Origin of the sequence: Pseudomonas sp. HMWF032 (genome assembly GCF_003060885.1) — a bacterium.
GTDB lineage: Bacteria > Pseudomonadota > Gammaproteobacteria > Pseudomonadales > Pseudomonadaceae > Aquipseudomonas.
Genome location: NZ_QAIG01000012.1, coordinates 1 through 20,660 on the forward strand (window position 1 = coordinate 1; position 20,660 = coordinate 20,660).

Below are 20,660 nucleotides of genomic sequence, written 5' to 3' on the forward strand. Positions count from 1 at the left end.
GTTAGTGCCTATGGGGGTGTTGTTTAGGGGGGGGGTGGAAGGTGAGATAAGAAGGAAGATAGTGCAGGATGGAGTGCTTCAAGGGGTAATTGTGCTTCCGCCTGGAGCTATAATGGGTACTGCGATTTCAGTTGCAATACTGATTTTCAGTAAGCGGGTTCGAAGCGGTAAGGTTTTATTTATAGACGCAGCTGCTGTGTATGAATCCCTTAAGAAGAGTAGTGTCGACATAAGTGGTTATCCAGCTGCTGCTCTATATGTATTTGATAAGGCGTTAGAGATTTCAGGTGGGGCTCGGGTTGTAGCTCTCTCTGAAATTGAGTCGAACGATTTCAATTTGAGTTTTACTAGGTATGTTTCAGCTGAAGCGAAAGGGAGGGCATCCCTTGTTGAGTTGCTTGCGTGTCAGCAGAGGCTCGAGGCGGAGTTGAAGGAGTTGCAGGAGGAGTTTTATAGTTTGATTTCAGATTGATTTTTTAACTCCCCCGCGTTGGCGGGGGAGAGTGGTTTTCTACCTATAATCCTAAGTGTTAGTTATAGGTAAAGCGCTCTTAACTCTTCAGTGAGTGGCTGGGCATCAATCCCAGCTCAACGCCCCACCAGTCTGATACTCAATAACCCGCGTCTCGAAGAAGTTCTTCTCCTTCTTAAGGTCCATGATTTCCGACATCCATGGGAACGGGTTAGTGGTACCCGGGTACTCTTCCTTCAAACCAATCTGAGTCAGACGACGGTTGGCGATAAATTTGAGGTAGTCCTCCATCATCGCGGCGTTCATGCCCAGTACGCCGCGCGGCATGGTGTCGCGTGCGTATTCGATTTCCAGTTGGGTGCCCTGGAGAATCATCTGGGTGGCTTCGTCTTTGAGCTGGGCATCCCACAGGTGCGGGTTTTCGATCTTGATCTGGTTGATCACGTCGATGCCGAAGTTCAGGTGCATGGACTCGTCACGCAGGATGTACTGGAACTGCTCAGCCACACCGGTCATTTTGTTGCGGCGACCCATGGAGAGGATCTGGGTGAAGCCGCAGTAGAAGAAGATGCCTTCCAGTACGCAGTAGTAGGCGATCAGGTTGCGCAGCAGTTCTTTGTCGGTTTCAACCGTGCCGGTGTTGAACTGCGGGTCGGAGATGGCGCGGGTGTACTTGAGGCCCCAGCTGGCTTTTTTCGCGACGCTTGGGATCTCGTGGTACATGTTGAAGATCTCGCCTTCATCCATGCCCAGCGATTCGATGCAGTACTGGTAGGCGTGGGTGTGGATCGCCTCTTCGAAGGCCTGGCGCAGGATGTACTGGCGGCACTCGGGGTTGGTGATCAGGCGGTAAACGGCCAGGGCCAGGTTGTTGGCGACCAGGCTGTCGGCGGTGGAGAAGAAGCCGAGGTTACGCATGACGATGCGGCGCTCGTCGTCGGTCAGGCCGTCGGTGCTTTTCCACAACGCGATGTCCGCGTTCATGTTCACTTCTTGCGGCATCCAGTGGTTGGCGCAGCCGTCCAGGTACTTCTGCCAGGCCCAGTCGTACTTGAAAGGTACGAGCTGGTTGAGGTCGGCACGGGCGTTGATCATCTGCTTGTCGCCGACTTGTACGCGGGCCGCCGAACCTTCCAGTTCGTCCAGGCCTTCCTGGATGTCGAGCTGGTCGAGGGCGGCTTTGGCGCGGGCCACGGCATCGCTGTCGCTGGCCACCACGGCGCGGGCTTCGACGGCGGCGGCACCGCCGGCCTGGTCGAGTTTGTCGATGTTCATGTCTGCCAGTTGGGCAGTGGCTTTGCTTGCTACGACGGCGTCTGCACCGTCTTCCTTGTCGAATTCATCCCAGCTCAGCATGGCTTGGCTCCTGCTTGCGGGCCGGTGAAATAACCGGCCTGTATGGATATACAGATAGTTCTGATTATGTTCCGTTGCGTACTGCGCGCAAGGGTAAAACGGGTGCCGCTGGTCGGGGTGGCTCTAGTGGCTGGCCGTTGCCCCTCAGAACCGACTTACGAGCTGCTGCATGTTGGCTAAACAGCGTTGAAAGCAGCCGTTTATCTCCAGCTCGCGAGCTCGTAAGCAGGCTCTTGGCCGTCCTTCTTCACGAGAAGCACGGCAGGTAATAAGTGGGGAGGGCGGTGTTGCTTAGCCCTCTCCCGAGTGTTGCTTTAGCGCTTTTGCTTTTGCCCGACGTTCGAGCGTGTAGCTGAGCGAGTAGTCGCTAGGCACCTGCTGGAGTGGAGCCCCTGAGCGTACGCCTGTACGTGATGGGGGCCGCTCCGGCAGGTAACGCCGCGAATGCCGCTCAGATCCGCGCGCTGCCGAACACTTACTGGCAAGCCTCGCAGTCTGGTTCGTCGATGGCACAGGCCTTTGGAACTGGCGCCGGGCCTGCACTCATTTCCACTTGCGCAGCCTTGGCCGGTGCGGCGCTCAGGCCATCGTCGCCACCACTGGACACGGCATTCAGCTTGCCGGTGTTGATGGTGGACTTCTCGGTGCTGGTCGCGGCCAGGGCACGGAGGTAGTAGGTGGTTTTCAGGCCACGGTACCAAGCCATGCGGTAGGTCACGTCGAGCTTCTTGCCCGAAGCGCCGGCAATGTAGAGGTTCAGCGACTGCGCCTGGTCGATCCACTTCTGGCGACGGCTGGCGGCGTCCACGATCCACTTGGTGTCGACTTCAAACGCGGTGGCGTAGAGGTCTTTCAGTTCTTGCGGGATGCGCTCGATCTGCTGCACGGAGCCGTCGTAGTACTTCAGGTCGTTGATCATCACCGAGTCCCACAGGCCGCGGGCTTTGAGGTCGCGCACCAGGTACGGGTTGATCACGGTGAATTCGCCCGACAGGTTCGATTTCACGTAGAGGTTCTGGTAGGTCGGTTCGATCGACTGCGACACGCCGGTGATGTTGGCGATGGTGGCGGTCGGTGCGATGGCCATGATGTTCGAGTTACGGATGCCTTTCTGCACGCGGGCACGGATCGGCGCCCAGTCCAGCGACTCGGTCAGGTCGACGTCGATGTACTTCTGGCCGCGCTGGTCAATGAGGATCTGCTGCGAATCCAGCGGCAGAATGCCTTTGCTCCACAGCGAGCCGTCGAAGGTGGAGTACGCGCCGCGCTCGTCGGCCAGGTCACAGGAGGCCTGGATGGCGTAGTAGCTGACCGCTTCCATGGACTTGTCGGCGAACTCGATGGCAGCGTCCGAACCGTATGGGATGTGCTGCAGGTACAGCGCGTCCTGGAAGCCCATGATGCCCAGGCCCACCGGGCGGTGCTTGAAGTTGGAGTTACGCGCTTGCGGCACCGAGTAGTAGTTGATGTCGATGACGTTATCGAGCATGCGCACGGCGACCTTGATGGTCTTTTCCAGCTTGGCGGTGTCCAGCTTGCCGTTGACGATGTGGTTCGGCAGGTTCACGGAACCCAGGTTACACACGGCGATTTCGTCGGCGTTGGTGTTCAGGGTGATCTCGGTGCACAGGTTGGAGCTGTGCACCACGCCCACGTGCTGCTGCGGGCTGCGCAGGTTGCACGGGTCTTTGAAGGTCAGCCAGGGGTGGCCGGTTTCAAACAGCATGGAGAGCATTTTGCGCCACAGGTCTTTGGCCTGAATGGTCTTGTACAGCTTGATCTTGCCGTACTCGATCAGGGCTTCGTAGTACTCGTAGCGCTCTTCGAAGGCTTTGCCGGTCAGGTCGTGCAGGTCTGGCACTTCGGACGGGCTGAACAGGGTCCACTTGCCGTCGTCGAAGACGCGCTTCATGAACAGGTCCGGGATCCAGTTGGCGGTGTTCATGTCGTGCGTGCGGCGGCGGTCGTCACCGGTGTTCTTACGCAGCTCGATGAACTCTTCGATGTCCATGTGCCAGGTTTCCAGGTAGGCACACACCGCGCCTTTGCGCTTGCCGCCCTGGTTAACTGCTACTGCGGTGTCGTTGACCACTTTGAGGAACGGCACCACGCCTTGCGATTTGCCGTTGGTGCCTTTGATGTAGGCACCCAGGGCGCGCACAGGGGTCCAGTCGTTACCCAGGCCGCCGGCAAACTTGGACAGCAGGGCGTTGTCGCGGATGGCGTCGTAGATGCCGCCCAGGTCGTCCGGCACGGTGGTCAGGTAGCACGACGACAGCTGCGGGCGCAGGGTGCCGGCGTTGAACAGGGTCGGCGTCGAGGCCATGTAGTCGAAGGACGACAACAGGTTGTAGAACTCGATGGCGCGCTCTTCTTTCTGTTTCTCTTCAATCGCCAGGCCCATGGCCACGCGCATGAAGAACACTTGCGGCAGTTCGAAACGGATGCCGTCCTTGTGGATGAAGTAGCGGTCGTAGAGGGTTTGCAGGCCCAGGTAGGTGAACTGCTGGTCGCGCTCGTGGTTGATGGCTTTGCCGAGTTTTTCCAGGTCGAAGCTGGCCAGCACCGGGTTGAGCAGTTCGAACTCAATACCTTTGGCGATGTAAGCCGGCAGAGCCTTGGCGTACAGCTCGCTCATCTCGTGGTGGGTGGCGCTGGTGGCGACACCAAGGAAGCCCAGGCCTTCGGCGCGGATGTTGTCCATCAGCAGGCGTGCGGTGACGTAGCTGTAGTTCGGCTCGCGCTCAACCAGAGTGCGCGCGGTCATCACCAGAGCGGTGCTGACATCGCTTTGTGCCACGCCGTCGTAAAGGTTTTTCAGGGTTTCTTTCTGGATCAGCTCGCCGTCCACTTCCGCCAGGCCTTCACAGGCTTCACGGATGATGGTGTCGAGGCGGCCCATGTCCAGCGGCGCTACGCTGCCGTCGGCGTGGGTGACGCGGATGCTCGGGTGCGGCTGGGCAACTTCACCGGCGCTGGCGTTCTTGCGCTTGGTGGCCTGGGCTTCGCGGTAGATCACGTAGTCGCGGGCGACTTTCTGCTCGCCGGCGCGCATCAGGGCCAGTTCAACCTGGTCCTGAATTTCTTCGATGTGGATGGTGCCGCCGGACGGCATGCGGCGCTTGAAGGTGGCGGTGACCTGCTCGGTCAGGCGCGCGACGGTGTCATGGATGCGCGACGAGGCAGCAGCGGTGCCGCCCTCTACCGCGAGAAAGGCTTTGGTAATGGCAACGGTGATCTTGTCATCGGTGTACGGCACCACGGTGCCGTTACGCTTGATCACCCGCAGTTGACCGGGCGCGGTGGCGCTCAGGCTCTGGTTGTCATCGGTAGCCTGCGGCGCATTGGCCTGCGGGTTCTCGCGATAGGTGTCGGTATGCATGAAGGTCTCCATGTTCTGTATTTATTAGTTAGACGCTTGGTCGTCGATCACTGCGGCTACTGCATTCATTCCATTTCAACAATACCGTGGGCACAGCCAAGAGCTGGGTACACGGGGACTTGCAAATTGGGCAGGTAAGGAACGACTAAAGCGCCTTCCTGGCTCAAGAGTCACGCGTCAAGGCATTTTTACGCCTCAACTACTACATCTAGTGGTGCAACCGCGTATGCGGTTGACCGTTTATTCGTGCTCAGGCGCGCACTGCGCGACGCTGGAGCTAAACCTGCCGAGGTAGCGCAGGTGTACTGCATAAAGCGTTTCAGGCCACCGGTGACGGTCTGGGACCAGGCCGTGTGCGAGTCATTCTTCTTGTGTCCGGTTGCCAGGCTAAACCCAACATGTGGTGGGTGTCGCGCGATTGGCATACAAGATAATGCGCTGTGTGGGGTATTGCAAGGCAATCGATGGCTAACATCCTGTGGATAAGTTGTGGGTGGTTTGTGGGTTAAACTGGCCAAATGACGGCAAGCCCGCGTATTGGCTGGGGTGTACCGTTCGTCGGTGTTGAGCGGGGTTTTTCCACGGGTTGTACACGCGTGGCGTGGCTCACAGACGGATACTACATCTAGTGTTTTTGCAAGTTTTTGGCATGCGCTATGCACTGTCCGGGGCATTGATACAATGCCGAGCGTTTTTGGTCTTGTCGGGGAGTCGGTAGTGGAGCAGCAGTCGTGGCACATTCTTATTGTCGAGGACGACCAGCGTCTGGCCGAGCTGACCCGTGACTACCTGCAGGGTAATGGCCTGAATGTGTCCATCGAAATGGACGGTGGGTTGGCCGCCGCGCGGATTCTGCAGGAACAGCCGGACCTGGTGATCCTCGACCTGATGCTGCCCGGCGAAGACGGTCTGTCGATCTGCCGCAAGGTTCGTGGTCAGTACGACGGACCGATTCTGATGCTCACCGCGCGTACGGATGACATGGACCAGGTGCTGGGTCTGGAGATGGGCGCCGATGACTACGTGTGCAAGCCGGTGCGTCCGCGTGTGCTGCTGGCGCGCATCCGGGCGCTGCTGCGTCGCCATGAAGGCAGTGAAACACAGGCACCAGGCGAGCGGCGCCGGCTGCAATTCGGCCAGCTGGTGATCGACAGTGCCATGCGCGAAGCCTGGCTGGGCGAGCAGAGCATTGAGCTGACCAGCGCCGAGTTCGATTTGCTGTGGCTACTGACGTCCAATGCCGGGCGGATTCTTTCGCGTGAAGAGATCTTCAACGCCCTGCGTGGTATCGAGTACGACGGTCAGGACCGCTCAATCGACGTGCGCATTTCGCGCATCCGCCCGAAGATCGGTGACGACCCAATGCACCCACGGCTGATCAAGACCGTGCGCAGCAAGGGCTACCTGTTTGTCGCCGAAGCGGCCGAGGCCATGGCATGAACTGCGTTGTAGTCGGCCGATGAATTCGATCTTTCTGCGCATCTATGGCGGCATGTTGGCTGTGTTGGTGCTGGTGGCGCTGCTCGGTGTCGGCGCCTTGCAGCTGCTCAACGAAGTGCGCGTGGACCAGTACCGCGAGCGCCTGGCGCAGGGCACGTTCCGCCTGATGGCCGATAACCTCGCGCCGATGTCGGCGATTGAGCGGCGGCGTGCCGTCACAGTATGGGGGCGCTTGCTCGGTATTCCATTGCGCATCGAGGTGCTGGATGAAGCCCGTCTCGACAGTGGTGTGCGCAACAGCCTGCGGCGTGGTTTGGTGTCGGTGCAGCAGACCGGGCCGCATGAAGCGCGCATTTATAGTCAGTTGGCGCAGCAGCCGCTGGTGTTGGTGGCGGATGTGCAGCAGGTCAGTGAGCAACTGGCGCGTGCCACCAGCTTTCTGTTGATCGATGAACTGGTGCGCTATCCCTGGGATGAACAGCCACGCCGGTTGGCGGCGTTGAAGCAGGACAAGCAGTTTGGTTTCGACCTGCGCCTGGGGCGTCTTGATCAGGCCGACCTTGACCCGGATCAGCGTCGCCGGGTGGATGAGGGTGACACGGTGATGGCCCTGGGGCGGGGCGGCGACAGCATCCACGTGTTCTCCGGTATCGTCGATACGCCCTGGGTGCTGGAAATCGGTCCGTTGTATCAGATGAATCCGTATCCGGTGCAGTGGCTGGTACTGATCGGCGCGCTTAGCCTGAGCCTGATCGGTCTGATGGTGTATCTGCTGGTCAGGCCGTTGGAGCAGCGCCTGAGTGACCTGGAGGGGGCGGCCACACGCATTGCCAGTGGTCGGTTGGATGCCCGCGTGCCAACCCGTGGCAGTGATTCGGTGGGGCGTCTGGCGGCAGCTTTCAATGCCATGGCCGAGCACCTGCAGCGCTCCCTGAGTATTCAGCGTGAAATGGTCCGCGCGGTGTCTCATGAATTGCGCACGCCAGTGGCGCGTTTGCGTTTCGGTCTGGAAATGATCGGCGATGCGCAAACCGAAGCGGCGCGGCGCAAATACATGGACGGCATGGACAGTGATATTCAGGACCTCGACAAGCTGGTCGACGAGATGCTGACTTACGCCCGTCTGGAACAGGGCGCGCCGGCGCTGAACTTCCAGCAAGTCGATCTGGATGAGTTGATCGATCAGGTGATTACTGAACTGGCCCCGCTGCGCGCGAGCGTACGGGTCGAACATGGTCCCTCGCGTGATGCGCTAGACGGCAGCGGCGCGTGGGTGGAAGCCGAGTTGCGTTACCTGCACCGCGCCCTGCAAAACCTGGTGAGTAACGCCATGCGCCATGCCGAATCTCGGGTGCGCGTCAGCTATCAGGTCGGCCAGCAGCGTTGCCGGCTGGATGTCGAAGACGACGGCCCCGGCGTACCGGAAGAGGCTTGGGAGCATATTTTTACCCCCTTTCTGCGCCTGGACGACAGCCGCACCCGCGCCTCGGGCGGACACGGCTTGGGCTTGTCCATCGTGCGCCGCATTACCTACTGGCACGGCGGACGCGCACAAATCAGCCGCAGCGAAGCGCTGGGCGGTGCCTGCTTTAGCCTGATCTGGCCGCGTAAGCAGGGTTAAACGTTCTTCTCAATATGAGGCCTGCTTAGATGCTTTTTCGATCTTGCGAGCCAGAGCCATGCAAGGCGCTACGAAGTAACAGCCTCCGGCTGGTCAAAGCGGCGAGGAAGCGGAGTGTACTTTTGTAGATGAGCCTTCCGAGCCTGTTTTTAACGCAGCAGGGCTGACGCGCAGCAGATCGTAAGCAGACTCTTAGAACGGTGCCGGGCACTCGAAGCGCATGCGCTCGCCCGTTTGCGGGTGGCTCAGGCTGAGCATGCTGGCGTGCAGGCACAGGCGCGGGTAGGCGTTGAGGGCTTGTTCGTGGGCATACAGGCCGTCGCCGAGCAGTGGGTGGCCGATGGACAGCATGTGCACGCGCAGTTGGTGTGAGCGGCCGGTGATGGGCGTGAGTTCGACGCGGCAATGTTCAGTGTGGCGTTCCAGCACCTTCCAGTAGGTCAGGGCGTGTTTGCCCAGTTCGTGGTCAACCACGTGGCGCGGTTTGGTCGGCGGGTCGTAGCGCAGCGGCAGGTCGATGCTGCCGCTGTCCAGTTCCGGCTGGCCCCAACACAGGGCGGTGTAGGCTTTTTCGGTTTCGCGGTCATGAAACTGCCGCGACAGTTCGCGGTGACTGTCGGCATCGCGGGCCAGCACGATGATTCCCGAGGTTTCCCAGTCCAGGCGATGGACGATGCGCGCTTCCGGGTAGCCGTTTTCCTGCAGGCGCGTGACCAGGCAATCGCGGTTGTCTTCGGCGCGGCCGGGCACCGAGAGCAGCAGGGTGGGTTTGTTGATCACCAGCAGGGCGGCGTCCTGATGGAGAATTTTGATTTGGCTGAGCGGCATGGGAATTCTTGAGTAAGGCTAGTGGTGGGAGGCTCGGGCGGCGTTCCGCTTTAGCTGTGAAGGCTCTTGAGTCAACCTGTCGCGGCTAAAGCCCCTCCCACAAAGCGTGCTGGCTTGTGCAATAAAATGGCGGCCATTTAGGCCGCCATTTGTACAGGCTGAAGTGCGGCAACCGCGATTAGCGATCCGGCAGCGTGATGTTGAGTTCCAGAATGGAACAGCTGCCCTGGTTTTCCAGTGCAACCTGTACTTGATCCGAGTCGATATTGACGTACTTGCGGATCACCTCGACCAGCTCTTGCTGCAGGGCCGGCAGGTAGTCCGGCTGGCTGCGCTGGCCGCGCTCGTGGGCGACGATGATCTGCAGACGCTCTTTCGCAATGGACGCGGTGGTTTCTTTCTTGCGCTCACGAAAGAAGTCAAAAATGTTCATTCACGACCTCCAAACAGGCGTTGCATGAATCCCTTCTTCTGCACATCGAGGAATCGGTGTGCCACTTCCTTGCCCAGCAGGCGGTCAACCGCGTCGCTGTAGGCCTGGCCTGCATCGCTCTGGTCATCGAGGATCACCGGCACGCCCTGGTTGGACGCCTTGAGTACGGCTTGCGACTCCGGGATCACGCCGAGCAGGCGAATGGCGAGGATTTCTTCGACGTCTTCCACGCCAAGCATTTCGCCTTTGACCACGCGCTCAGGGTTGTAGCGGGTCAGCAGCAGGTGTTCCTTGATTGGCTCTTCGCCTTTCTCGGCGCGGCGCGATTTGCTCGCCAGCAGGCCGAGCATGCGGTCGGAGTCGCGCACCGAGGAGACTTCCGGGTTGGTCACAACAATCGCTTCATCGGCGAAGTACATGGCCAGGTGCGCGCCTTTTTCGATACCGGCCGGCGAGTCGCAGACCACGTATTCGAAGTTTTCACGCAGCTCGTTGATGATTTTCTCAACGCCTTCCTGAGTCAGGGCGTCCTTGTCACGGGTCTGGCTGGCGGCCAGCACGTAGAGATTTTCCAGGCGCTTGTCTTTGATCAAAGCTTGGGTGAGGGTCGCTTCGCCGTTGACCACGTTGACGAAGTCGTACACCACGCGGCGCTCGCAGCCCATGATCAGATCAAGGTTACGCAGGCCGACGTCGAAGTCGACGATGACTGTCTTGTGCCCGCGCAGGGCAAGGCCGGTACCGATGGCAGCGCTGGTGGTGGTTTTACCGACGCCACCTTTGCCGGACGTAACAACGAGGATCTTGGCCAAGGTGATTCACCCCAAAATGTAGAGAAAACGCAGGTTCCGTGGCCTATTCAGGCGTCCGGCTGCCCTGTTTGAAAAGTGGCGGCAGTATCCGTTAAAGGCGGGTGATGTTCAACACGTCACCCGACAGGCTGACATGCACCGCTTCGCCCCAGAGTGGGTCGCGGCGCAAGTCTTCGGCCACCTTGTACTGGCCGGCGATGGAGAGCAGTTCCGCGCCCATCTGCTGGCAGAAAATTCGCGCCTTGAGATTGCCCTTGATGCCGGCCAGTGCCCGGCCGCGCATGGGCGCGTACACATGGATGTTGCCGTCAGCGAGAAGTTCCGCGCCGGCGCTGACGGGGGCCATGACGATCAGGTCGCCGCCCTGGGCATACACCTGTTGGCCGCCGCGTACTGGGCTGGTGATGATCTTGCTTGGCTTGAGCTCGGGTTCGGCGGGCTTTTCCGGTTTTGGCGGAGTCAGGTCGATGGGGCGCTCGCGGGCGCCGGATGGCGGCAGCACGGGCAGATCCAGGGCTTCGGCGGCGGCGATATCGGCTTCGCGGTTGGCGCGGATTGCCAGGGTGCGCAGGCCATGCTTGCGGCAAACCGTCATCAGCTCGGCCAGGTCGAGCACGCCTTCGCCTTCCGGCAGCTTGTCCAGGGCCAGCACCAGCGGGGTGTTGCTGAAGAAGGCCGGGGCCTGGGCGACTTTTTCGCTGAGCTGCTGGTCGAGGCGGGCGAGGTCGTTGTGCGCCAGCTCCATCACGGTGATGGCCAGCATGCTGCCTTTAAGCTGGAATACGGGGTCTTGCTCGAGGAGATCAGCTTGGCTCATGGTCTGCCTGATACGGCCCTTGTTTTAGAAACTGGGGGAAAGTAAGTCGGACTTATAGCGAGAACGCCGCGCGCTCGCAAGTTGCGCGCCGCGAAACCAGGCTGCGGACAAACTCCTGATAGAATGCCGCGCTTTATTGCGTGCCTCGGACCTGTGTTATGGATCGCCCAGTATTTCGCGCTTATTTCCTGCATCCCCGCTTCTGGCTGTTGTGGCTGGGCCTGGGCCTGCTGTGGCTGATCGCCCTGCTGCCTTATAAGGTGCTACTGAGGCTGGGCCGCTGTCTGGGCCGCGTGATGTATCGCCTGGCCAGTTCGCGGCGCAAGATCGCCGCGCGCAATCTGCAACTGTGTTTCCCGCAGATGCCCGCTGTCGAGCGCGAGGCGCTGTTAAAGGAAAACTTCGCATCCACCGGCATTACCTTTTTTGAAATGGCCATGGCCTGGTGGTGGCCGGCTGAGCGGTTGCGCCGCCTGGGTAGCATCGAAGGCCTGGAGCATCTGCGTCAGGCCGAGGCCGACGGCCAGGGTGTGATCCTCATGGCGCTGCATTTCACCACCCTGGAAATGGGCGGTGGCCTGCTTGGCATGGCTCAGAACATGTACGGCATGTACCGTCCGCACAAGAATCCGCTGTTTGACTACGTGCAGCGTCGCGGCCGCGAGCAGCGCCTGCTCGGGGTGATTGGTCGTGACGATGTGCGCGGCATGCTCAAGTTGCTGCGTGCTGGCGGGGTGGTCTGGTACGCGCCGGATCAGGATTACGGTGCCCAGCGCAGTGTGTTTGTGCCGCTGTTCGGTGTGCCGGCGGCCACCGTCACTGCCACCAGCAAGTTCGCCCGTATGGGGCGCGCTCAGGTGATTCCTTTTACCCAGCAGCGTTTGCCCGATGGCCAAGGCTATCGCCTGGTGATTCATCCGCCGTTGGCGGATTTCCCCACCGACAGCGAAGAGGCCGACTGCCTGCGCGTCAATCAGTGGATCGAGCAGGCGATCAGCGTGTGCCCCGAGCAATACCTGTGGGCACACCGGCGCTTCAAGACGCGGCCTGAGGGTGAGCCGAAGCTGTATAAAATGAAGCGCTAAGAACCTGTTTCAGATCTGCAGTGCGTCGACGATATGGCGTTGAAAATGGCCTCGGTCAGCCGCTTGCGGCTAACGCGCTTGAGCGCGACCTGAAGGGCGAGTGGGACGAGTAATGCTTATTTACGGCCGTAAACTCCGCTTCCTCGGCCATTTTGACCAGCCGAAGGCTGTTACTGACGTAGCGCCTTGTTTCGTTCTAGCTCGCGAGACACGAAAGCAGGTTCGAGTTTCTGGCTTGGCCCGCCATCCAATTGGCGGGTTGTTGGGTTGCGGTTGGTTTTCTTGGCACCTGATGGTTCCGTGTGCGCCTGACGGGCTCCTATACTGGTTAAAAAACAGTGGAAGTAGTCTATGCCACACACCGCTTCAACCAGTCAGCCGGTTACCGGGCTGATTCTCTCCGGCGGTGGCGCGCGGGCGGCCTATCAGGTTGGCGTGTTGTCGGCGATTGCCGACTTGCTGCCCAACGCCGCGCACAATCCCTTTCCGGTGATCGTTGGCACTTCTGCCGGGGCGATCAATGCCGTGGGCCTGGCCTGTGGGGCGCTGCATTTCACCGAAGCGGTACGCCGGCTGACCGGTGTCTGGCAGGGCTTTCATACCCATCAGGTGTACCGCAGTGACTGGTCGGGGGTGCTGCGCCAGGCCAGCCGCTTTATCGGTCACAGCCTGCTGGGGGTGGGTGGCCAGGTGCCAGTGGCGCTGCTTGACAGCTCGCCGCTGGCTGATTTGCTTGGCCGTGAGCTGGATTTCAGCGGGATTGCCGCTGCCGTACGCCACCGTCAGCTGCGCGCCGTGGCGGTGACGGCTTTCGGTTACGAAACTGGCCAGGCGGTGACCTTCTATCAAGGGCGCGCTGCCATCGACCCCTGGTTCCGTCATCGCCGTGTCGGTGTACCGACTCGTCTGGCGCTTGAGCACTTGCTGGCCAGTGCCTCGATTCCGCTGATATTTCCGCCGGTGAAAATCAATCGCGAATACTTCGGCGACGGTGCGGTGCGTCAGTCCGCGCCGATCAGCCCGGCCTTGCACCTGGGGGCGACGCGGGTGTTGGTGGTCGGTGTCAGCGGCAACCCGGCTGCCGGGCCGCAGGCTCAGGTGCCGGTGGTGCGGCCGCAGCAGAGTCGGCCGCCGAGCCTGGCGCAGATCAGTGGTCACATGCTCAACAGCACCTTTATCGACAGCCTGGAAAGCGACATCGAGCTGCTTGAGCGGCTTAACCAGATGGGCCGGCTGATTCCTGCTGAGCGCCACCCGCGGGGCCTGGGCCTCAAGCCGGTGGATGTGCTGGTGATTTCACCGAGTCAGCCGTTGGACCTGATCGCCGCGCGTCATCGTCACGAGCTGCCCAAAGCCCTGCGCCTATTCCTGCGCGGCCCTGGGGCGACCAGAGCCAGCGGGGCCGGGGTGCTGAGTTATCTGCTGTTCGAGCCGGGTTATTGCAACGAGTTGATTGAGCTGGGGTATCAGGATGCTATGGCGCAGAAAGCCCGCCTGATTGAATTTCTCAGCCTGGACAGCCCGCCAGTGCCGGCGGTGATTCCGGTCACCGTCTAACAGGTCGTTGGAAAACTACCTGCGTTGGTAATACGGCGTTAAAAGCAGGCTCTGAATGCATGTTCACAGCAGTAAACTCCGCTTTCTCGCCGTTTTGACCAGCCAGAGGCTGTTACTAACGTAGTGCCTTGTCTTGCCTGCCCCGGCTACATTTTTCAACGGCCTGTTTAGCCACGCCCTAGTGTCCGGTTTGATCTTGGTCGTTGTGGCGGCCAAATTCCTTTTCTGCGTGGCCGATAAAACCGCGCCAAGGCGGCTAGCTGCATTTAAACTGCGCCTTCCCGATGCTTTCTGTCGCATTTGCGAAAGCAGCGAATTTCCTCGGGTTGGCGCTATAAGAAGTTGTCGCATGGCGGCAATGCCGGCCCCGGATCAGTCCCTACAATCCTTCACATCGCCTGCTATTGAATGCAGGTGTTCCTCGTCAGGAGAGCTCAGATGTCCGTTCAGCACGACCCGGTGAATCGTCACCCGGTACAACGCGCCGATTTCGACCAGGTGATGGTGCCCAACTACGCACCCGCTGCCTTTATTCCAGTACGTGGCGCCGGTTCGCGCGTATGGGATCAAAGCGGTCGCGAGCTGATCGACTTTGCCGGCGGTATTGCCGTCAACGTACTGGGTCACGCTCATCCGGCGCTGGTCAAGGCGCTCACCGAGCAGGCGGGCAACCTCTGGCATGTATCCAACGTGTTCACCAACGAGCCGGCCCTGCGCCTGGCCAAGAAGCTAATCGACGCCACCTTCGCCGAGCGCGTGTTCTTCTGTAACTCCGGCGCCGAAGCCAACGAGGCCGCGTTCAAGCTGGCCCGTCGCGTGGCGTTCGATAAGTTCGGCGAAGACAAGTGCGAAATCATCGCCGCGACCAACAGCTTCCACGGGCGCACCCTGTTTACCGTGAGCGTCGGCGGTCAGCCGAAGTATTCCGATGGTTTCGGCCCGAAGATTCAGGGCATCAGCCACATTCCGTATAACGATATCGACGCGCTGAAAGCGGCTGTATCGGACAAAACCTGCGCCGTGGTGCTGGAGCCGATTCAGGGTGAAGGCGGTGTGCTGCCGGCGGATCTGGCTTACCTGCAAGCGGCTCGCGAGTTGTGCGATCAGCACAATGCGCTACTGGTGTTTGACGAAGTGCAGAGCGGCATGGGTCGCAGTGGTGCGTTGTTCGCCTATCAGCATTACGGCGTGACCCCGGACATCCTTTCCAGCGCCAAGAGCCTGGGCGGTGGTTTCCCGATTGGCGCGATGCTGACCACCGAAGCATTGGCCAAACACTTGGCCGTTGGCACTCACGGCACCACCTACGGCGGTAATCCGCTGGCCTGTGCGGTCGGCGAGGCGGTGATCGACACCATCAACACTCCGCAGGTACTCAACGGGGTGAAGGCCAAGCACCTGCGTTTCAAAACCAAGCTGGAGCAGATTGGCCAGCAGTATGGCGTGTTCAGCGACGTACGCGGTCTCGGTCTGCTGATCGGTGCGGTGCTCTCCGATGCCTGGAAAGGCAAGGCCAAGGTAATTCTCGACGCGGCGGCCGTGGAAGGTGTGATGGTGCTGCAGGCCAGCCCGGACGTGGTGCGTTTCGCTCCGAGCCTGGTGGTGGAAGATGCCGATATCGATGAGGGCCTGGCGCGTTTTGAGCGTGCTGTCGCCAAGCTGGTCCAAGCCTGATTGCCGGCCTGGCCTGCCGTTTACGGCGGTTCAGGCCGCGCCTGCTCGACCCACGGACGGGTTGAGCTAACAGTAAGGAAGCCTGTCTCTGTGTGTGCCGCGGCGTTTGTTGCGGTTTTCTCTAGGCCGCCCTGCTTGGGCTGCTTGGAGCTTTTATCAAAAGGAGTGGCACCATGCTGGTGATGCGCCCCGCGCAAATGGCCGACCTCACTGAAGTGCAGCGTCTCGCCGCGGACAGCCCGGTTGGTGTGACTTCACTGCCGGACGACGCTGATCGTCTGCGTGAAAAAATTGCTGCCTCGGAGGCTTCGTTTGCCGCCGAAGTCAGCTTCAACGGTGAAGAAAGCTACTTCTTCGTTCTTGAGGACACTGAGAGCGGTCGCCTGGTAGGTTGCTCCGGCATCGTCGCCTCGGCCGGCTACTCCGAGCCGTTCTACAGCTTCCGTAACGAAACCTTTGTGCACAACTCCCGCGAGCTGAAGATCCATAACAAGATCCACGTGCTCTCGCTGTGCCACGACCTGACCGGCAACAGCCTGTTGACCAGTTTCTACGTCGAGCGGCCCTTGGTGAACACCGCCTGGTCGGAACTCAATTCCCGTGGCCGTTTGTTGTTTCTCGCCAATCACCCAGAGCGCTTTGCCGATGCGCTGGTGGTGGAGATCGTGGGTTACAGCGACGAGGCCGGCGATTCGCCGTTCTGGGATGCGGTGGGGCGCAACTTCTTCGACATGAACTACACCGAGGCCGAACGGCTGTGTGGGTTGAAGAGCCGCACCTTCCTGGCCGAGTTGATGCCGCATTATCCGATCTACGTGCCGCTGCTGCCGGATGAGGCGCAGGAAGCCATGGGTCAGGTGCATCCGCGGGCGCAGATCAGCTTCGACATCCTCATGCGCGAAGGCTTTGAAACTGACCACTACATCGATATTTTCGACGGCGGCCCGACCCTGCACGCGCGCACCTCGGGTATTCGCTCGATTGCTCAAAGCCGTGTGGTGCCTGTGCGTTTGTCGGCCGACAAAGACGAGCCCATCAAAGGCGGGCGGCCGTACCTGGTCTGTAATGGCCAGTTGCAGGACTTTCGCGCGGTGGTGGTGGAGCTGGATTGGGTGCCGGGTAAGCCAGTGGCCCTCAGTGTGGCGGTTGCCGAAGCCCTGGGTGTCGGCGATGGCGTCAGCGTACGCCTGGTTGCGGTTTAAGGAGTTAGCGCATGATCGTTCGTCCCGTCCGCAGCACTGATCTGCCGGCCCTGTTGCAACTGGCGCGCAGTACTGGCGCAGGCCTGACCACCTTACCGGCCAACGAGGAACGCCTGGCGCACCGCGTGGGCTGGGCCGAGAAAACCTTCCGTGGCGAAGCCGCGCGGGCCGATGCCGATTACCTGTTCGTGCTCGAAGACGATAACGGCGAAGTGGTGGGTATCTCGGCCGTCGCGGGTGCCGTGGGCCTGCGTGAGCCCTGGTACAACTACCGGGTTGGCCTGACCGTCAGCGCTTCGCAGGAGCTGAATATCCATCGGCAGATCCCCACTCTGTTCCTGGCCAACGACCTGACCGGCAACTCCGAGCTGTGCTCGCTGTTTCTGCGCAGCGACCAGCGCAGCGGCCTGAATGGTCGCTTGCTGTCCAAGGCGCGCTTTCTGTTTATCGCCGAATTCCGTGAACTGTTCGGCGACAAGGTGATTGCCGAGATGCGCGGCATGTCCGATGAGCAGGGCCGTTCACCGTTCTGGGAAAGCCTGGGGCGACACTTCTTCAAGATGGAATTCAGCCAGGCTGACTACCTCACTGGGGTCGGTAACAAGGCCTTCATCGCCGAGCTGATGCCCAAGTTTCCGCTCTACACCTGCTTCCTCTCGGAGGATGCGCGCAACATCATCGGCCGTGTGCACCCGGATACCGAGCCGGCGCTGGCGATGCTCAAGGGCGAAGGTTTCAGCTACCAGGGCTATGTCGATATCTTCGATGCCGGCCCGGCCATCGAAGCCGAAACCGCGAAGATTCGCGCGGTGCAGGACAGCCAGGTGCTGGTCCTGGCGATTGGCACCCCGGGCGACGATGCCCCGCAATTCCTGATCCACAACCGCAAGCGCGACGACTGCCGGATTACCGCAGCGTCAGCGCGTTTGGCCGCCGGCACCCTGGTGGTCGATGCCCCGACTGCCAAGCGCTTGCAGCTGTCGGCGGGCGATCAGGTACGTGCGGTTGCGGTTACCGCTCGCGGTTAGACCTGGGCGCCGCTGTCTCTATTTGCTGATCCGGTGCAGGCCGGGTCTACACCTTGCTGGGAGTGATAAAACAAGATGAGCACTCATTACATCGCCGGTGGTTGGATCGCGGGTCAGGGTGAAGCCCTGGAATCACTCAATCCGGTCAGCCAGGAAGTCATCTGGCATGGACGCGCTGCCACGTCAGAACAGGTGGATGCAGCCGTGCAGGCTGCCCGCGCGGCCTTCCCGGTCTGGGCTACGCGCTCGCTGGATGAGCGTATCGTTGTGCTCGAACAGTTTGCTGCCACCCTCAAACAGCATGCTGAGGCGCTTGGCCACTGCATTGGCGAGGAAACCGGCAAACCGCTGTGGGAAACCGCCACCGAAGTCACCAGCATGGTCAACAAGGTTGCCATCTCGATTCAGAGCTACCGCGAACGTACCGGTGAGAAGAGCGGCCCGCTGGCTGATGCCACTGCTGTGCTACGGCACAAGCCGCATGGCGTGGTCGCAGTCTTCGGCCCTTACAACTTCCCGGGTCACCTGCCTAACGGGCATATCGTGCCGGCGCTGCTGGCAGGTAATTGCGTGGTGTTCAAACCCAGCGAGCTGACGCCGAAAGTCGCCGAGCTGACCGTCAAGTGCTGGATCGAAGCCGGTCTGCCGGCGGGCGTGCTCAACCTGGTGCAGGGTGCGCGCGAAACTGGCGTGGCGCTGGCCGCGCATGACGGTATCGACGGCTTGTTCTTCACCGGCTCCAGCCGCACCGGCAACCTGCTGCACAACCAGTTCGCCGGTCGCCCGGACAAGATCCTCGCCCTGGAAATGGGCGGCAATAACCCGCTGCTGGTGGATCAGGTTGCTGACCTCAATGCGGCGGTGTACACCATTATCCAATCGGCGTTTATTTCCGCCGGCCAGCGCTGCACCTGCGCACGCCGCCTGCTGGTGCCGCAAGGCGCGTGGGGCGATAGCCTGCTGGAGCGCCTGGTGGAGGTTGCCGCCAGTATCAAGGTCGGTAGCTTCGATGCTCAGCCTGCGCCCTTTATGGGCTCGGTGATTTCCCTGACCGCCGCACAGCACCTGCTCAAGGCGCAGCAGCACTTGCTGGCTCAGGGCGCCAATCCACTGTTGGAAATGACTCAGCCGTTGGCCGGTGCCGCCCTGCTCACGCCTGGGATTATCGATGTGACCGAGGTCGCCAATCGTCCGGATGAAGAGTTCTTTGGCCCGTTGTTGCAGGTGATTCGCTACGCCGATTTCGATGCGGCCATCGTTGAGGCCAACAACACCCAGTACGGTCTGGCCGCTGGCCTGTTGTCCGACTCCAAGGCGCGCTACGAAGAGTTCTGGCTGCACAGTCGCGCCGGTATCGTCAACTGGAATAAGCAGCTGACCGGTGCCGCCAGCACCGCGCCCTTCGGCGGTGTGGGGGCTTCTGGCAACCACCGCGCCAGTGCCTATTACGCAGCCGACTATTGTGCCTACCCGGTGGCCTCGCTGGAATCCGACAGCCTGAGCCTGCCCGCCACCCTGACACCCGGAGTAAGTCTGTGAGCAACTCATATGAAGTGAATTTCGACGGACTGGTCGGGCCGACTCACAACTACGGCGGGCTGTCCTACGGCAACGTCGCTTCGCAGAGCAACAGCCAGGCCGCGTCCAATCCGAAAGAAGCCGCCAAGCAGGGCCTGGCCAAGATGAAGGCCCTGATGGACATGGGCTTCAAGCAGGGTGTACTGGCCCCGCAGGAGCGTCCGAATATCGCCGTGCTGCGCAGCCTGGGTTTTACCGGCACCGACGCGCAGGTGATCCAGAACGCCGCGAAAGACGCCATGCCACTGCTGGTGGCCAGCTGCTCGGCGTCGAGCATGTGGACGGCCAACGCCTGCACTGTCAGCCCGAGTGCGGATACGGCCGATGGTCGCGTGCATTTCACCGCCGCCAACCTCAATTGCAAATTCCATCGCTCGATCGAGCACCCGACCACCAGTCGGGTGCTCAGCGCGATGTTCGCCAATGAGCAGCACTTTGCTCACCACGCCGCATTGCCGGCTGTCGCTCAGTTCGGCGATGAAGGCGCGGCCAACCACACACGCTTCTGCAAAGGCTACGGCGATGCCGGTGTGGAGTTCTTCGTCTTTGGCCGCAGTGCCTTCGACAGTCGCTTCCCGGCACCGCAGCGTTACCCGGCGCGGCAGACCCTGGAAGCCTCGCAGGCGGTGGCCCGTCTGCATGGCCTGAACGATGACGGTGTGGTCTACGCCCAGCAAACGCCAGCGGTGATTGATCAGGGCGTGTTCCACAACGACGTGATCGCCGTGGGCAATGGCGAGGTGCTGTTCTATCACCAGGACGCCTTCCTCGACACCGACAAGGTGCTGGCTGAGCTGAGCGATAAGCTCGCCCGCCGTGGCGGCAACTTCCAGGCGGTGTGCGTGCCGCGTGATGCGGTGACAGTGGAGGATGCGGTCAAGTCCTACCTGTTCAACAGCCAGCTGCTCAACCGCGCCGAGGGCGGCATGCTGCTGATCGTGCCGGAAGAGTGCCGCAACAACGGCAACGTTTGGCGCTACCTGGAGCAACTGACCAGCGGTAATGGGCCGATTCGCGAGGTCAAGGTCTTCGACCTCAAGCAGAGCATGCAGAACGGCGGTGGCCCGGCTTGCCTGCGCCTGCGCGTGGCGCTCAAGGAGCACGAACTGGCGGCGGTCAATCAGGGTGTGATCATGACCCCGACGCTGCACGACAGCCTCAACGTCTGGGTCGACAAGCACTACCGTGATCGCTTGAGCGAAAACGATCTGGCTGACCCACAATTGCTTAACGAATGCCGCGCGGCCTTGGACGAACTGACGCAGATCCTTAAACTGGGCGCGGTTTATCCATTCCAATTAGCTTGAGTAGGGTGGGTCACGTCTTATCGATCCACCGGTGGATGTAAAAGCGACATCCACCCTACGTAAAACAT

General features: G+C 60.8%; 16 protein-coding genes. 10 read left to right on the top strand and 6 right to left on the bottom strand.

All coding sequences use genetic code 11. The features are described from left to right. Positions 1 to 472 (top strand): N-6 DNA methylase (locus DBR00_RS15935; protein WP_146180699.1); only part of this gene is annotated, 472 nt, incomplete at its 5' end. 105 nt (positions 473 to 577) lie between these two features. Here the strand turns inward: DBR00_RS15935 and DBR00_RS15940 are convergent. Beyond that, positions 578 to 1,828, bottom strand: a complete 1,251-nt coding sequence (locus tag DBR00_RS15940) for a ribonucleotide-diphosphate reductase subunit beta (protein ID WP_108488127.1) — start codon at positions 1,826 to 1,828, stop codon at positions 578 to 580. A 475-nt stretch (positions 1,829 to 2,303) separates the two neighbouring features. After that, positions 2,304 to 5,210, bottom strand: a complete 2,907-nt coding sequence (locus tag DBR00_RS15945) for a ribonucleoside-diphosphate reductase subunit alpha (RefSeq protein ID WP_108488126.1) — start codon at positions 5,208 to 5,210, stop codon at positions 2,304 to 2,306. 717 nt (positions 5,211 to 5,927) lie between these two features. Between DBR00_RS15945 and DBR00_RS15950 the strand changes: the two genes are divergently transcribed. Together DBR00_RS15950 and DBR00_RS15955 are read left to right on the top strand one after the other, a co-directional pair. Beyond that, positions 5,928 to 6,650 (top strand): winged helix-turn-helix domain-containing protein, encoded by a 723-nt coding sequence (locus tag DBR00_RS15950; RefSeq protein WP_108488125.1) that lies wholly within the window; start codon positions 5,928 to 5,930, stop codon positions 6,648 to 6,650. Positions 6,651 to 6,669: 19 nt separating this feature from the next. After that, positions 6,670 to 8,271, top strand: a complete 1,602-nt coding sequence (locus DBR00_RS15955) for an ATP-binding protein (RefSeq protein ID WP_108488124.1) — start codon at positions 6,670 to 6,672, stop codon at positions 8,269 to 8,271. Positions 8,272 to 8,463: 192 nt separating this feature from the next. Here the strand turns inward: DBR00_RS15955 and DBR00_RS15960 are convergent, their stop codons facing one another. From DBR00_RS15960 to minC, 4 genes are all read right to left on the bottom strand, one after another. Then, on the bottom strand, positions 8,464 to 9,099 hold the full coding sequence (locus DBR00_RS15960) for an RluA family pseudouridine synthase (RefSeq protein WP_108488123.1): 636 nt from the start codon (positions 9,097 to 9,099) through the stop codon (positions 8,464 to 8,466). A 178-nt stretch (positions 9,100 to 9,277) separates the two neighbouring features. Beyond that, the gene (gene minE, locus DBR00_RS15965; RefSeq protein ID WP_025165363.1) at positions 9,278 to 9,532 is read right to left on the bottom strand and encodes a cell division topological specificity factor MinE; all 255 of its coding nucleotides are present in this window, start codon (positions 9,530 to 9,532) and stop codon (positions 9,278 to 9,280) included. Continuing rightward, positions 9,529 to 10,344, bottom strand: a complete 816-nt coding sequence (gene minD, locus DBR00_RS15970) for a septum site-determining protein MinD (protein ID WP_090251774.1) — start codon at positions 10,342 to 10,344, stop codon at positions 9,529 to 9,531. The genes minE and minD overlap by 4 nt, the downstream gene beginning before the upstream one ends. A 91-nt stretch (positions 10,345 to 10,435) precedes the next feature. Then, positions 10,436 to 11,161 (bottom strand): septum site-determining protein MinC, encoded by a 726-nt coding sequence (gene minC, locus DBR00_RS15975; RefSeq protein ID WP_108488122.1) that lies wholly within the window; start codon positions 11,159 to 11,161, stop codon positions 10,436 to 10,438. Positions 11,162 to 11,319: 158 nt separating this feature from the next. Here minC and DBR00_RS15980 point away from each other — a divergent pair, with 158 nt between their 5' ends. From DBR00_RS15980 to astB, 7 genes are all read left to right on the top strand, one after another. Next, positions 11,320 to 12,246 (top strand): lipid A biosynthesis lauroyl acyltransferase, encoded by a 927-nt coding sequence (locus tag DBR00_RS15980; protein WP_108488121.1) that lies wholly within the window; start codon positions 11,320 to 11,322, stop codon positions 12,244 to 12,246. Between the two features lie 351 nt (positions 12,247 to 12,597). Continuing rightward, a complete protein-coding gene (locus DBR00_RS15985) occupies positions 12,598 to 13,803 on the top strand; it encodes a patatin-like phospholipase family protein (protein ID WP_108488120.1) in 1,206 nt (401 codons plus the stop codon). A gap of 438 nt (positions 13,804 to 14,241) precedes the next feature. Further along, positions 14,242 to 15,477 carry an aspartate aminotransferase family protein gene (locus DBR00_RS15990; protein WP_108488119.1) on the top strand — a complete coding sequence of 412 codons (1,236 nt, stop codon included), beginning with the start codon at positions 14,242 to 14,244 and terminating at the stop codon, positions 15,475 to 15,477. 173 nt (positions 15,478 to 15,650) lie between these two features. Then, positions 15,651 to 16,679: an arginine/ornithine succinyltransferase subunit alpha gene (gene aruF, locus DBR00_RS15995; protein ID WP_108488118.1), complete on the top strand. Its 1,029-nt coding sequence runs from the start codon at positions 15,651 to 15,653 to the stop codon at positions 16,677 to 16,679. An 11-nt stretch (positions 16,680 to 16,690) separates the two neighbouring features. Next, on the top strand, positions 16,691 to 17,707 hold the full coding sequence (gene astA / locus DBR00_RS16000) for an arginine N-succinyltransferase (protein ID WP_108488117.1): 1,017 nt from the start codon (positions 16,691 to 16,693) through the stop codon (positions 17,705 to 17,707). A gap of 75 nt (positions 17,708 to 17,782) precedes the next feature. Next, positions 17,783 to 19,246 carry a succinylglutamate-semialdehyde dehydrogenase gene (gene astD, locus DBR00_RS16005; RefSeq protein WP_108488116.1) on the top strand — a complete coding sequence of 488 codons (1,464 nt, stop codon included), beginning with the start codon at positions 17,783 to 17,785 and terminating at the stop codon, positions 19,244 to 19,246. Further along, complete coding sequence (gene astB / locus DBR00_RS16010; RefSeq protein WP_108488115.1) at positions 19,243 to 20,592, top strand: N-succinylarginine dihydrolase; 1,350 nt, start codon at positions 19,243 to 19,245, stop codon at positions 20,590 to 20,592. Before astD ends, astB begins: the two co-directional genes overlap by 4 nt. Positions 20,593 to 20,660 lie beyond the last annotated feature (68 nt).